The organism is Sphingosinithalassobacter sp. LHW66-3, assembly GCF_050703275.1.
Classification (GTDB): domain Bacteria; phylum Pseudomonadota; class Alphaproteobacteria; order Sphingomonadales; family Sphingomonadaceae; genus Sphingomonas.
Genome location: NZ_CP193482.1, coordinates 164668 through 178096, shown reverse-complemented (window position 1 = coordinate 178096; position 13429 = coordinate 164668). Strand labels below are relative to the sequence as shown.

At 65.3% G+C, this 13429-nt stretch carries 15 protein-coding genes; 2 read left to right on the top strand and 13 right to left on the bottom strand.

Going from position 1 to position 13429, the window contains the following annotated elements:
- Window positions 1–171: 171 nt before the first annotated feature.
- Together ACQ450_RS00865 and ACQ450_RS00860 are read right to left on the bottom strand one after the other, a co-directional pair.
- A complete protein-coding gene (locus ACQ450_RS00865) occupies window positions 172–363 on the bottom strand; it encodes a DUF6771 family protein (protein WP_431470125.1) in 192 nt (63 codons plus the stop codon).
- A gap of 31 nt (window positions 364–394) precedes the next feature.
- Window positions 395–1021 carry an SOS response-associated peptidase gene (locus tag ACQ450_RS00860; RefSeq protein WP_431470124.1) on the bottom strand — a complete coding sequence of 209 codons (627 nt, stop codon included), beginning with the start codon at window positions 1019–1021 and terminating at the stop codon, window positions 395–397.
- A gap of 219 nt (window positions 1022–1240) precedes the next feature.
- Here ACQ450_RS00860 and ACQ450_RS00855 point away from each other — a divergent pair, with 219 nt between their 5' ends.
- Window positions 1241–1561: an excalibur calcium-binding domain-containing protein gene (locus ACQ450_RS00855; RefSeq protein WP_431471252.1), complete on the top strand. Its 321-nt coding sequence runs from the start codon at window positions 1241–1243 to the stop codon at window positions 1559–1561.
- Window positions 1562–1567: 6 nt separating this feature from the next.
- Here ACQ450_RS00855 and mobF read toward each other — a convergent pair whose 3' ends face one another.
- The 4 genes from mobF to ACQ450_RS00835 all read right to left on the bottom strand — a co-directional run bounded on the left by mobF (window position 1568) and on the right by ACQ450_RS00835 (window position 8080).
- On the bottom strand, window positions 1568–4477 hold the full coding sequence (mobF, locus tag ACQ450_RS00850; RefSeq protein ID WP_431471251.1) for a MobF family relaxase: 2910 nt from the start codon (window positions 4475–4477) through the stop codon (window positions 1568–1570).
- A 45-nt stretch (window positions 4478–4522) separates the two neighbouring features.
- The gene (locus ACQ450_RS00845; protein ID WP_431470123.1) at window positions 4523–6856 is read right to left on the bottom strand and encodes a type IV secretion system DNA-binding domain-containing protein; all 2334 of its coding nucleotides are present in this window, start codon (window positions 6854–6856) and stop codon (window positions 4523–4525) included.
- Entirely contained in the window at window positions 6846–7175 is a 330-nt protein-coding gene (locus ACQ450_RS00840; RefSeq protein ID WP_431470122.1) for a hypothetical protein, read from the bottom strand. The genes ACQ450_RS00845 and ACQ450_RS00840 overlap by 11 nt, the downstream gene beginning before the upstream one ends.
- Window positions 7176–7858: 683 nt before the next feature.
- Window positions 7859–8080: a hypothetical protein gene (locus ACQ450_RS00835; protein ID WP_057883284.1), complete on the bottom strand. Its 222-nt coding sequence runs from the start codon at window positions 8078–8080 to the stop codon at window positions 7859–7861.
- Between the two features lie 350 nt (window positions 8081–8430).
- On the opposite strand from ACQ450_RS00835, the gene ACQ450_RS00830 reads away from it, so the two are divergent.
- A complete protein-coding gene (locus ACQ450_RS00830) occupies window positions 8431–8697 on the top strand; it encodes a DUF6437 family protein (protein ID WP_431470121.1) in 267 nt (88 codons plus the stop codon).
- A gap of 70 nt (window positions 8698–8767) precedes the next feature.
- On the opposite strand, the gene ACQ450_RS00825 is transcribed toward ACQ450_RS00830, so the two are convergent.
- From ACQ450_RS00825 to ACQ450_RS00795, 7 genes are all read right to left on the bottom strand, one after another.
- Entirely contained in the window at window positions 8768–9166 is a 399-nt protein-coding gene (locus ACQ450_RS00825) for a single-stranded DNA-binding protein (protein WP_431470120.1), read from the bottom strand.
- 269 nt (window positions 9167–9435) lie between these two features.
- On the bottom strand, window positions 9436–9708 hold the full coding sequence (locus ACQ450_RS00820; RefSeq protein WP_431470119.1) for a hypothetical protein: 273 nt from the start codon (window positions 9706–9708) through the stop codon (window positions 9436–9438).
- Between the two features lie 137 nt (window positions 9709–9845).
- The gene (locus ACQ450_RS00815) at window positions 9846–10442 is read right to left on the bottom strand and encodes a hypothetical protein (protein ID WP_160611767.1); all 597 of its coding nucleotides are present in this window, start codon (window positions 10440–10442) and stop codon (window positions 9846–9848) included.
- A 227-nt stretch (window positions 10443–10669) separates the two neighbouring features.
- Window positions 10670–11608, bottom strand: coding sequence for a DUF2493 domain-containing protein (locus ACQ450_RS00810; RefSeq protein ID WP_431470118.1), 939 nt, complete (start codon window positions 11606–11608; stop codon window positions 10670–10672).
- Between the two features lie 271 nt (window positions 11609–11879).
- On the bottom strand, window positions 11880–12608 hold the full coding sequence (locus tag ACQ450_RS00805; RefSeq protein ID WP_057883277.1) for an RES family NAD+ phosphorylase: 729 nt from the start codon (window positions 12606–12608) through the stop codon (window positions 11880–11882).
- The gene (locus tag ACQ450_RS00800; protein ID WP_057883276.1) at window positions 12580–12957 is read right to left on the bottom strand and encodes an antitoxin Xre/MbcA/ParS toxin-binding domain-containing protein; all 378 of its coding nucleotides are present in this window, start codon (window positions 12955–12957) and stop codon (window positions 12580–12582) included. Before ACQ450_RS00800 ends, ACQ450_RS00805 begins: the two co-directional genes overlap by 29 nt.
- A gap of 32 nt (window positions 12958–12989) precedes the next feature.
- Window positions 12990–13424 (bottom strand): hypothetical protein, encoded by a 435-nt coding sequence (locus tag ACQ450_RS00795; RefSeq protein ID WP_057883714.1) that lies wholly within the window; start codon window positions 13422–13424, stop codon window positions 12990–12992.
- Window positions 13425–13429 lie beyond the last annotated feature (5 nt).

The window sequence follows — 13429 nt, the reverse complement described above, 5'->3', positions numbered from 1 at the left end:
GCTGTCAAACCGTTGTCCCATCCTCTTTGCTGAAACCACCACCAAAGGCCGTGTGGATCGAACGTCGCGCTATGTCCGCAGCGACAGACTACCTCGATCGAAGTGTGCCAGCACGCCGCCTCCGTGAGATTGGTGGCCTGCCGAACCGCATCGTCTGTCCAGCGCGCCACGTCACAGCGCAAGGCCGAGCTGGTTCGGATCCGGCTCGTCACCGGCGGGCGACACCTGGTCGACGATAGCGCGGGCGAGTTCGCTCGCTGCCTCGTGGCGCAGCTGCTCCTTCGGGGCGGTCAGACCTGCTCGGGCCCAATCGGGAGCGGTGAGGATCGTGTTCGCGACGATGGCGGGGTCGATGCGTTCCATGGCCCCAATGACGCTTCCAGGCCGAGTCGGGTCAAGCCTTTTGTTCTGCGTTCGTTCTGCCTCGCCTCGACCAAGGATCGGCGGTGCGGTTCACCACCATCACATCGGGATAGGGCCGGCAGAGAAGGCCCGCTGCGTCGGGCGGTCCGTCAAGCCAGTCGCGCCATTCCTCGCGCTTGAGGATCACCGGCATGCGGTCGTGAACGTCGGCGACATGAATGCAGGCCTCGCTCATCACCATCGAATAAGCTGGCCCCCATTCGCCGGTGTCGCGCCAGAGACCGGCGACCGCAAAGACCGGCTCGTCGGGCAGCGCAAACCAGGTTCGCGTCTTTGCGCCCTTCTCGCCCTCGGCTTCGGCGAACTCGGTGGCCGGGATCAGGCAGCGTCGTTCGGCGAAGCTGAAGCGCCACATGAAGCTGTCGAGCTTGTCCGCCCGCGCGTTGTTGACCGGCCTGGGCTTGAGCGGCTGTCCCTTCGCGCCTTTCATCGACAGCGGGAAACCCCAGACCATGGACTGCAGCTTACCCTCGGCGACGACCAGACCCGGATAACCGGGATAGACCTCGCCTCCGGCGTTGCCGATGCTGCCGAGGCCCGCCCCGAACAGCCGCGCCACCTCATCGGGCGCTTTCGTCATGCGGTACAAATTGCACATGCTCCGAGGCTGCGCACAATGCTCGATCAAGTCAAACGCAGACGCCGCCTAGCCGCTCGGCCCCAGCGCCTACGGTGCCTGCCGGCGCGGTAGCGCAGACTGGGTGTAGGCGCGCTCAAATGGTTTGACTGCGCAGATTCCATCGAGTTGGAGTCAGAACACTTCATTCAGGAAGCCGTGCTACTCCACAGCATATGTAAGGACGGGAGGGAAGAGAACATGCCCGGACGCCGCAGCATCGTTCCTTTGCTACTTGCCTGTCTGGGGGCAGCATTCCTAGCTTTGCCGAGCGTGCCAGTCGCAGCGCACCCCGGAGGTCTGGCGGCCGATGGCTGCCACAACGACCGCAAGAATGGCGGCCGGCATTGCCATCGCGGGCAGAATTCTGGTCAACCGGCCAGTCCTCAACGCGCAGGCGGCGAGGTGTACTACCCGAACTGCACCGCCGCACGGAATGCCGGCGCCGCCCCGGTGCGTCGTGGGCAGTCTGGCTACCGGCGCCACCTAAATCGCGACAACGACGGCGTAGGTTGCGAGTAGCTACAGTTAGATCCCGATATCGATTACCCGGGTCTTTTCGCGCGACAATTCACGCTCGGAGTCGCGCCCCGGGTGCGCGCCACGTCCCTTCGACACTCCGATAGCCGCGGCACCTCGTAGGCGTTCCGTTACCTCCAGCGCCGAAGCTTTCTCGCCTTTGTTGCGCGCCACCGCGCCTCCCAGCTTCCCCGCGCTGTCGACCACCAGCGTCAGATGATCGCGCAGACGCGTCACGGTGACTAGAAACGTCTTCTGGTTGGCGAGATTGCGCTCGCGGCTGTCCATCACCGCGATCCCCCGATCGGAAGTCAGCCCCTGCGCCATGTGCGCGTTGAGCGCGTAGGCGAGATCGATCCGCTTCAGCATCGAGTCCCCCTCTTTCAGCTGGAGCTCCTCGCCCTTCGACGTCTCGATCGTCACGCGATCCCGCTCGATTGAAACGACCTTGGCGCGGTCGGCGTTGAACAGTCCGCGCCGGTGATCGTTGCGGGTCCAGCGGATCCGATCGCCCCGATGAACCTCGAGCTCGCGCCGCTCGTACAGCGCCAGATTGTCGTCCTTGGCGGTCTTGCGCATCCGGGCGGGCGTGAACGCATGCTGCCGGCCGCGCTCATCCTCAAGCCGAACGACGCCTTTCGCCTGATCGATCCCGCGGACGGCATACTCGCCGCGCTTTAGGCCCAGACTACGCTCGGTCTTCGCGGCCTCGAGCACCATGCCCGGCCGGTAAGCGGCGAGGTATCGCAGTTCCTCACGGGTGAGGTTCACGCGATCGAGCACCTCGAGCGCGACCGTCTTCGGGCCGATCTCCCCGTTCGCCTGCAAGCCGCGCTGGACCGCCTTGTTAACAGCAGAGCGGATCTTTCGGCCCGACGCATAGATTGCCGTGTGCGCGCGCTCGGAGGGCGACAGCGAGAGCCAGCGCTCGGCCGCGACGATCGCGCCATCGCCTTCCGTTTCGACGATGTGATCCCTGAGATGGTGGAGCGCTGTTCGCACGAAACCTGCCTGCGCGGCCGCCTGCGCCTGCCGCAGAGCCGGATCGCGGCCGCGCAGATTGGTGTTCATCTCTGCCTTGGCGATGCCGCCCTGCTGGAGCAGCGCGAACGGCTTGCCGGCATCGACCGCGCCGAGCTGCCTGCGGTCGCCCATCAGGACCAGGCGGTGCACACCGGCCAGGTTGGCTATGCGGATCAGCTGCTCCTTGTCGGTGTTCGAGACCATCGAGGCCTCGTCGAGCACGAGAACATGGTCCTTCAAAACCGCCTTAGCATCGGCGAGGTGGGCGCCAACTCCCGGCTCATCGATCACCCTGCCCCAGTCCTTGAGGAAGCGGGCGAGCGTCTGCGAGCGGATGCCGGTGTCGTGCTCGAGCATCTGCACCAGTGTGTTCTGGACCGCGAGACCGATCACCGGATGGCCTTCCTCGCGCAGCACTTCGGCGACGGGCTTCAGCACGCTCGACTTGCCCGCGCCGGCGACGCCCTGGATCGCGATCGTCCGGTCGGGCGAGGAAAGGATCAGCCGCGCGGCGGCGAGCTGTCCCTCGTTGAGCCTGAACCCGTGATTGATCTCGGCGGAAGCCTGTACGCGGCTCTCGGCTTCGCCTTCCGCAGTACCGGGTTCGATCGCGCCCTTGCCTTCGGCAGCCCAGGCCAGGATGCGCGTCTCGAGCTCGACGGCCTCGCGGCTCGCCACCCAGCCCCTGTGCTCGCCTGTCCCTTCCAGGAGATGACCCGAGCGGACCAGCGAGCGGACGGCGATTTCGACATGGCCGATCGACGTCGGCAGCCCGAAATCGAGCGCCGCCTTGTAGAGCGCCTCGCGCTCGAAGCCCGCCTCGCGCTGCGAGAGATGGCGGACGGCCGAAGCAACCGCCTGCGCCGCCGCGATCGCTTCGGCATCCTTTTTCAGGACGTGTCGCGGGACAAGCGGGTCGCGCTCGTCGCCCCGGACGCGCGCGGCAAAGTCCCGGAGACGGGCGAGTCCGCGTTCGATCACCGTGGCCGGACGCGCGGCATCGCGATCCTGCCGCTCGGCGCGCAAGAGCGAGGCGTCGACCAATGGCTTGAGGTCGAGACCGATGTCCTTCGCCGCCTGATCCCAGTGGACGGAAAGCGCGCCGCGATCTTCGATCGCCTCCTTGGCCGAGCGGGTGGCTAGCGCAGCGATGCGGCCTGCTTCCAGTCCCGTACCGCGGCGAGCATCGAGCACCTCCTGGCGCCGGGTCGAGAAAGCCATCAGCTGCTCGCGACCGATCCCGCGCGCCTCGAAGTTGCCGTGCTTGAGCGTGGGTCCGGTCTCGTAACCGAGTTTCTCGACGCTGGTGCGAAAGCGCGCCATCGCGATCGAATTGAGGAGCGTGTTCAACGACCAGAGCCGGTCGTTCTTGAGCGTGCGCCAAACGCCGTCGGATCCCCGTGTCACATTGGCGATGACCGCATGGAAATGCAGGTTGGGCTCCTGGTTGCGGTTGGTGTCGTGCTGAAACAGACCGATCGCCAGGTTGCCGGTCGCGACCGTACGCACCTGCCCCTTCTCGACGAGCCGGGTCTCGGCGGCGTTCTTTTCCGCCCAGGCAAGCGTCTCGATGACCGCCGCGCGATAGGCTTCGACGATGCGTTCGTCCTTGCCGAGGAGAGCCAGAAGCGACCAGCTCTTGGGCAGCGAGAAGGTGAGGTCGGTGCCGGGCCGGTGCTTCTGCCCCGGGTTGCCGACCATCGATCCGTCGGGCAGCTCGCCGCGCAGCAGCGCGTCGAAGGCTCTGGTCTCGACGCGCCCCTTCAGGCCCAGCAGTTCGGCGCCCTTGCCGATCCACTGGCCCGAGCGGTCGGCATCGACCGTGGCGTAGTAGTTGTCGGCGGCGAAGTAGCTCGCCGCGGCCGACGGCGAGCGAACATTGGCAACGGAAAGCATCGGCGGCGATCCCATTCGGCCCCTCCAGGCCTCCCGCGAAAGCGATCAGATGTCCGGGTCGATATCGCCCATGTCGCGCTCCTGCCGGTCGCGCGCGACACCTCCCAGCAGCGCGCGCTGCTGGTCCTCCTGCAGCCTGCGATCGGCACGGTTGCGGTCCCTTTCCGCATCCTGCGCGGCTTGCGGATCGGGCAGGTCCGGGCGCGCAAGCCTGTCGCTCGGATTGCCGCGTTCCTTCGGGTTTTCCTTCGCGTCGTCGAGGGGCAATTCGGATTGCGCGTGATGCTGTCGCTCGGTCTTCTCGGTCGGGCGAGCTGCAAGCCGCGCATCTGGCGCCGGGTCAGTTGGCGAGGGCGCTTTCTCGATTGCTCGCTTGGCAGGCACGCCCGATTTCGACACCCCTGACTGTGCCACTCGCTTGCCCCTTACCCGCGCTGTCTGCGGGTCGCTTGCGGGCCGCTCCTTGCGCGCCAGACGGCGCGGTTCGCCGCCCTCGTCATCGCCTTCCGTAGGGTCATCATCGCCCTCGCGGATCTCCGTGGGATCGGTATCGCTGCAACGTGCCACGCGGGTCCGCGACGGCAGCTCGCGGGCGATAAAGCCTTCGGCCAGTCGGGGCCGATCACACGGAAGCAGCGTGACCGGCGCGGCCGGAAAGCCGTCCGGAAACTTGATAAAACCGGTGAGGCTAGGCAGCTCCATGAACTCATCGGGAAGGAGCAGCGGAACGACCTGCCGGCGCGGCGTCAGGCTGACCGCGTCGCGGGCGTTGTTGTAGCCATAGCTGTAGCCCTCTTCCATCTCGCGGACCTCGCGATGCCCGACGACGTCGGAACACCAGGTAGCGGTCTCTCGGTCGGCGGTGGCGAGGATCAGCTTGGTCCTGGCCAGCGATGACAGGGTCATCGCCATGTTCTCGCCGTAGACCTCCTTGAGCTTGGCGAAGGCATGCACGCCGGTGACGATCGCGCCCCCGAAGTTGCGCGCGGTCTGCAGGCCCTTCTCGAGCGACGGCAGCCGGTGCAGCGCGCCCAATTCGTCGATCAAGAACCACAGTTTGAGGTCGCGCGTGCGCCGGCCGGTCATCAGCGTGTTGATCGCGGTATCGAGCCAGAGCGTGAGCAATTGCGAGAGTACGCTCATGTCGACGTAGCGCGCCGAGAGGAACAGCAGCGAGCCCCGTTCGCACGTTCCCCGGACCCATTTGCGGATCGAGAACGGCTCGCCGTCGGACGGCAGCATCTGCATCGCCTTGGCGTTGACGTTGAACACCGCGCGCACCGATTCCGCCATCTTGGCCGCGCTCGGCGTGGTGATCGGGCCGGCCATCGTATCCTCGAGCAGCCTGTGCAGATCGGAGAGGTCGGCGTTCATCAGCTCGTCGGCGAGCGCCTCGTTGGTGCCCCTCCCTTCCTCGGCGAGCTTGATGCAGGTTTCGACGAACATGGTCCGCGCGGCGAGGACCCAGAACTGCTCCGAGCCGCCTCCGTCGTGGGGCACGAGCGACTCGGCGGCGGAGTGGAATTCGGCGCGCGAGGCGCAGTCGTTGAACACGCTCCAGGCCGGGCAACGCGCATCGAGCGGGTTGAGAATAATATCCCGATCCGCTTCGTAGAAGGTCTCGATGAAGGCCCCGGTGAGGTCGAAGATCACCGCGCGTTCGCCCCGCTCGCGGATCTCGTCGACGAGCTCGGTCAGCGCCACGGTCTTGCCCGTGCCGGTGGTTCCGACCAGCATCGTGTGGCTTTGCTCGCGGCGCCACGGCCAGCTCACCCCGGCAAGATGCGCGGGGGTATGCAGTCCCGCCTCGCGCAGCGCCGCGCGGCCGGCCAGGCGCCACGTCCAGCCCATCTCGCTGCCGTATTCGCGCGCCCGCTCGCGGGCGTTGTGGCGGGCGATCTCGCCCTCGAGTTCGGGCAGGCTCGCGAGCGAGGATCCGCGCACGTGCTTCTTCTGTTTGGAGCGCTCGCCGAAGCGCTCGGCTATCCACCAGAAGGCGACGAACAGTGGGAAGAGGACCACGCCCGCAACCACCAGCGTAGCCCGCAGCGCCTCGCGCAACGCAGCGACCGCCTCGCGCATCGGCGGGTACTGGACGACGACCGAAATCGGGAATGAGGCGGTACCGCCATCGCCCAGCTTGAGGTTCACGAGCTTGTCGGGATCGAACTCCATGAAGCCGTAGGCCGAGGCATAGAGGTGCATCCAGATGAGGTAGATCTGCTGGTCGCTGAGCGAGGTTTTCACCTCCCACCACCCCAGGCCGAGGACGACCAGAACGGTGACGATCAGCGGACCCTTGAGGCCCGCTGCGAACATGAAGCCGAAGTGCCCGAGGAGCTGGCTGCCGCGGGTGAAGTTGACCAGATTATGCTTCATCCTCACCTCCCTTGCCGGAAGCCGGAATGAGGCCGAGCCGCTCGAGCCGGCGGTGATAGGCGGCGAGCGTTCGCTCCCTCAGTGTCGCGTCGGGATGGTGGGCGAGCAGGGCATCGAGCGCGACGGTTGCAAACACCCGCTGCCGCTCGGGATCGGTCCCGGTCAGGCGCAGCTGTGCATCGTTGTCGCGGGTCCAGGCGGCGACCAGCAGGTCGCGAACGACTATGCTGACGCTGACCTGCTTGAGCCGCGCCTGGTCCCTGACCCAGTCCGCGATCAGCGGCGGGACGTAGCTCTGTAGGCTCTGATGACGTTGCACGTTTTCCAAGCTCCTTGTGCTTCAAGGAACCTGGTTCACCCTGCGGAAGGCGAGGATCAGACTAAATCACGGACAGCCTGTAGGAAAACGGAAAGTTCGCCAATCTCCTCAAGCACTTGTAGCCATGTGATTTACCCGCAAATCGCGAATCCGCTTCATGCATCACAGGCAAATCAGTTGCTGCATCTCGCGAAATGAAGATCTATCCCATTGAAGAGACAATGAAACATCCGGCAGCACCGCTGCGTACGGTGTGCCCACTGTTCCCCATTGCGCGGCGAGTGCCAGTGACCGAAGACGTTGTGTTCCCGGGGGCATTTGCCGCCTTTCGCCTAAGGAGCGCGAGCAATCCCTCGCCGGCGAGATTTCAGGCAGAAGGGAACGATGTTCGGCTTCTCCCCGACAATAGATCGCACCTGCGAAAGAGGCGGCGGCAAAGGACCATGTGCGAAGCGGCTGGAACGGGGCTTGTCGTTTCGGCCCGCGCGCGCTGGTCCGACCCGCCGCCGGTTCGCAAGTGCGCGCGGGGCCAAACGCAAAAAAGCCGCGCCCTCAGGAGCGCATCGCCAGATGCGCGGGACAGAGCGCGTCCACAGCCCCGCTCCGCATCCCCTGAACCCATCGTCCGGTGAGCATGAAAAAAGGGCGGAGAACCGTCGCCGGTTCCCGCCCTCTCTTCGCCCTCAGAACTCGTCGAGCATTCCCCCGCGCACGGTGTGGACCACCCGGTTCGTCAGGTGCGCCGGCAGGGCGTTGTAGTCACCTTCATCGAGCGCGAAGTAACCCAGATCATCGTCCTCGACGATATGCTGGTCGAAGTAGCTGTGCAGCGCGCGCCGTTCGGCAACCGCCAGTGCTTCGAAGTAGCTATCCGCGTTCGACGCGATTGGAGCAAGTGAAGCCATGATATCCTCCTGATGTCTGTCCTCGAGACGACAGGAGTTCGGCCGATGGTCTTGCGGATCCCGGGTCCAGGATCGCCCTTTGGGCGACCGCGTCAGCGGCGGTGGGGGCAACGATTTTGTCGGACCGCAGCGCAGCGAAGGGGAGGCAAAATGGTGGGGCCCCGCCGTCCTTGACGCGGGAGCCGCAAGGCCATCACCATGGACGATCCGTGAGCCAGGACCATTCCCAACCTCTCGGATGAACCTAGGGCCCATCGAGCAGCGCAAAAAAGCTCTTTCCTACACCCGGGTGGCCCCGGCAGACTGGACCACGGAGGCATCGACGAGGGGACGAAGAAAGGACCCCACGTATGCCCACGAAACGAAGCGCGGTCGATGCGCTCAGGAAGCTCGAAGCCGAGCGTCAAGCTCTCGACGAGCGGCAACGCGAACTGGAAGAGAAAGCCGCTCTAGAGCTGGGGCAGCTGATCCTCGGATCAGGTGTCGAGGCGTTCTCGAGGAAGGGCCTCAAACAGGCCAGCGAGATGCTCGGCAAGCTCGGTGAAGCCGAAGCGCTCCGGCGGCTGGGAAGCGAACCGGCTGCATCCGGTCGCAGCGGTACGCCCGCTGGTTCCTGAGCAACACGAGAAGGAGCCCTGCCGCGCTTGCGGCAGAGCCCCTTCGTCGCTCGCCGGTTGATCGATGACGTCAGTCGATCTCGGGCGCGTCGCGGTTGTCGCGGTCGCCATCCCTGGTGTTGCCGCGCGAGAGGAAGTCGACCTTGTCGGCGAGGACCTCGCAGCCGTAGCGTTTGACGCCTTCCTGATCTTCCCACTGGGTGTAGTGGAGCCGGCCCTGGACCGAGACCAGCTGGCCCTTGGTGCAGAACTGCCCGACGGTCTTGGCGAGGCCGTTGAAGCAGGTCACGCGGTGGAATTCGCTGTCCTTGGCGGTGTAGCCGTTTTCGTCCTTGTAGGTCTTGCCGTCCTTGTCGCGCGCGGGGCGGTCGGTGACGACGGTGATGCCGGTGACGGAGGTTCCGCCCTTGGTCTCGCGAGATTCGGGATCGCGGGCGAGACGGCCGGTGAGGATTACGAGATTGGTCATGTGACTGGTCCTTCGGTGTGCCAAACCGGAAACCATTTCCGGCTTGCGAACATCCAGAAGAAGCAGGGCATGGGAGGACTGCACCGCAGGGCGCGCCCGCGCCCAAGGGAAACGCTTTTGCGAGGGGTGGTGCGGGCAGGCAGCGCAGCTGCCAACACGGCCCGAAGGCAAAGGCGTTGCCGGCCTCAGCTGACCTGATTCAGGACTGTTCGCGAAGAAGCCGGATTGGGTTCGGGTGGCTTGGCGAAGGCGCCCTGGACCCCGCTCTCCTATCCGCCCTGTCCCTCGCCCTCGCTGGCCGCCAGCAGGTCCATGAAATTGCGGGCCGCCTCCCGGTCGTCAGCATCTTTGAACGCCGCCTCAAGGTCAGGCGCGGAGCCAAGCATGTAAAGCAGCGCCCACAGGGCAAAGCGCTTGCCGCGGTCCTTTTCGAGGCCGAGATCGACCTGACAGCGCTCCAAGCCCGCGGCCAGCACATCGGGACTTACCGCCGCAAGATCGGTGGATGAGAAGTAGCGTCGAAGCAGGTCGTCGAGGTCCATGACGAAGACATAGCGTCATTTCGCGGAGTCTGAACCCGGGCATTCGGGACAGCCGCGTGAAGTGCACGATAGAGTCGCGGTATGGCCGGCGAGGCCGTGGTCGCTGGATGCGCGGCTTCGCCAAGACCAACCAGTCTCTAAGCGGCGAGAGCCTGCGCCGGAACTATGTGCCCGGCCTCATCATCGTACAGCAGTCGCCCGGCATCGTGCATCACAGCGTTGATCCATTCCGGGCACCAGCTGTCGCAGAACTCCTTCTCACTGCGTACCTCGGACCCGAACAGGCGCTCCAGCTTCCATAGGAGTGCGGAGCGATCCGTCGCGGGCATGAGAAGCAGGTCGCGCTCCCGATCGCACATCACGTTGCAAAGTCGCTCGACCTCATCGCTAGCCGCGTCGTACCCGAGCCGCTCCTGCGCGCCCTTGTGGTCGAGCCATGCCTGCCGGACTTCGGCGGCTTTGGTGCGGAACACAGCGGATATGTGATCGTCCCATGCATGCAGATCGTTGGCGGGGACCTGATAACGGGCCTTCTGCCCGCTCTGCGCCACGACCTCGAACCAAAGGTCAGGCCGAGGAGAGATCCGGTCCAGTTCATCCGCAAGCGGCTGCCAGACGACTGTATCGAAGCGCTCGAAATCGGATCGTGCCGATTGGTAGGCCGACATCGCGTCATCCCAAAGGCTAGTGGCGGTCGGGCCGCGAACCGCGGCGATTGTTGCATGCATATTCATTCAGTTTGCTCCTGTTTCCGGCGCTCCTGTGGTTGGCGCTGCGAAAGAGGAAATGAGGACGGCGGATTGCGATCGGGTTTCCGAAATGGCGCAACAGCGGGTGAATTGCCTCGCCTCCAGTCTTCCGGTGCGCACAAGGGACTCTTGCACGCCGAGGCCACTCCAAAGATGCGGGACACTCAGGCAGCGGTCTCCTAGCCGCCGCAGCGCATTCGAAGGGCGTGGCCTCAGCCAGCGCCAGGCTTAGTGCCCAGCGAACCGCGGCGATCGACCACCGTAATGCGGCGTGCCTTGGCTTCGATGACGAGACGCTCGGTGACGCCATTGCCGGGAAAGGCGATCACGTAGCGCGGGGCCATCGCCAGCATCTGCTCGTTGCGCTTGAACCCGGCCCGGGCACCCAACCTGCGATCGAGACCGAAGGTCAGTTGCTGTACCTCGTGGCGTTCGGCCCAGGCGGCTGCAAGCCGATCGGCGCCCTTGCCGTCGCCGCCATGGACGAGGAGCATATCAGGCACCTGCTCGCGCACTTGGTCGAGCGTGGCCCAGATGTTGTTCGCATAGCTCGTCGCTTCGTCGGTCGTGGCGAAGCTGGCGCGGCCTCCGGCGAAGACCACGGCGGTGCCTTCGGGCGTGAGCGCGGCGCGCCGACGTTCTGAGCGGACCTTTAGGAAATCGCGCGCATCGATGACCGCAGAGGTGAGGTTCTTTCCGTGCGCTACGCGCGACCCCGTCATCGGCTTCCAGGATGCCCCGGTCTCTTCGCGGTAGAGCATCGCCGCGACCTCGCGCATGTGCTCGAAAGCGAGCATGCTGGCTTCGGAAGCCTGCGCGCGCTCCACTTGCTCTTCGAGGTTGCTCGAGTGGACTTCCGAGCCATCAGCCGCCGAAAGCAGCGCACGGATCTCGTCGCTCGCGCGATCGACCTGCGCAGACTTGCGGGTCGCCGTGCGGTGGAAGAGATTGACGAAGCCCCAGGCGATGTCCTCGGCGTCGGCCTCGAGCGCGGTGTCGGCGAACAGGGCGAACAAGTCCGACCAGACGGCCGAGAGGGTCTGCTCGCTCGCCTCTTCGGCGGGAAAATCTGTTTCGTTGAAAGGTGCGGGTTGAACCGAAAAGCCGGTCAGATCGAGTCCGGCAAGCTGGGCGGTGAAGCTGTCGTACATGGGTCATTCCTCCTGAGCGAAGGCGACAGCCGCAGGGGAAGAGAAGTTTCCTGCGGCCTGTTCGCCGGGCCCAAAAGGGACCGGGTCGAGGGGGCCGCCGCACCGCGCAGCGGGAAACCCCGCAAGGCAAGGCTGGCGCGGGCCACACGGGCCGCAGCCTTGCGCGGGTTGCGGCGGAACCGGACCGGTCCAGGGCCCGCGCGAGCGAACAGGACAGGCAGGAAATCAGACTCCGGCAGGCCGCGCAAAGAGGGACTACGCGAGTCGAGCTTCAGCCGAGCGAAGGCAGTCCGAACCGCTCGGCCGTGAATTCCAGCACCTCGCCGGAAGGAAACGCAGCCAGTGCAATGAGTCGCCGGCCTTCGAGGCGCAGGTGCCAGCCGCGTCCGTGATCGGGCTCGGCCCTGGCAAAGCACGCGGGATCGAACAACGCGAGATTGATCCCCTGCGGGTCGCGCGCCGAAGGCGAGCGGATCGCCTGTCCACCCGCGGCACGAGCAGCTTCGGCGAGATCCTGACACGCCGAATAGTCGGCCGGGTCGATCCAGCGTTCGCTTTCGCGCGACAGCGGCGGCCGCGTGGTATCGAGCAGCCGGGCAATCGAGACAGGAACGGAGAAGCTCAGGTGTTCGCTCGTCCGGTTGCCCGGAAGAAAGCCCGGTGAGCGGCTGATGAAACGGAGCCGCCAGTAGGCGGTCTCGGTGATCGCGGTCTGCTCGCTTTCGCTGGAATAGAAGATGCCGGGCCGCTCGTTCGCACGCCGAAAGCGGCTGGCCACGCCGTGGCCATAGCGAAAGGGCGAGGCGAGCAGGTAATGAAGACCGCGCGCTGACTTGGGCAGATCCGGCTTGGCTGCATCGGCGAGCTCCTCGAGCCGCTTCTGGCCAGCGAGATTGGCGGCGAGCCGGTTGGTCGAGATTCGGTGCTGCGCTTCGACCACGCGCCAGACGGTCCTGCGGTAGCGGCGCAGCTCAGACGCGAGCGCGGTGGGCGTCCACATAGTCGCAAACCGTCATGAGACCCTTGAAGCTGTCGATCAGCTCAAGGGGCCGCGCCTCGAGGTCAAGATTTGGGGTCGCGAGCCAGGCTCGCGCAGCCAGATCGTCGCTCCCGAGCAGCGCGTCGAGCGAGCGGAACAGGCGCAACAGAAACTGGCCGGCTTCGAACGACTTGCTGGCCGGATCGAGCTCGGATTTGCCCGCGCGCAAACGCGAGACGGTGGCCTGAGACAGCCCAAGAATCGATCCAAGCTTGGCATTGGTCAGACCCCAGAATTCCGCAATTCGGGAGATTGCGTTGGTCAGAACCTTGCCATCTCCCTCCTCGACTTCAGCGGCTCTCGTTGCCATCGGCGCATCCTTTCATATGCACAATATAGCACCTAGCTACTCACTTGAACAGGTCTGCGTTCAAAGATGGCCTCGCCATTCGAAAACCGCCCAATCATGCGGAGCTCGCCGAATTTCGCTTCGAACCGGCTCGCCACCTGCGAAAGCCAGCGCTGCGCCCGCCCGGATCGCGGGTGATAGGCATCGGCATCCCAGTAACCACCGTCGTCGCGCTCGGCGAGCCAGATGGCGACAAGGTCGCAGTAGGTGGAGATCCCGCAATCGGCAAAGGCGTTGCGTAGCAGGATTCGATCTTCGCGGCCGCGCCACCCGTTGCAGGCTTCAAGTGAGGGAAAGGTGATGCGTGCAGTTTCGGTCACCTCCTCTACCAGACACTCATATTCCCACTCCCAATCGTCCTCGTCGTCGATCTCCAGAGTGCGGAAGGCGACGATTGCGCCGGACGGATAGCTAACGGAACGTCCCATCATGC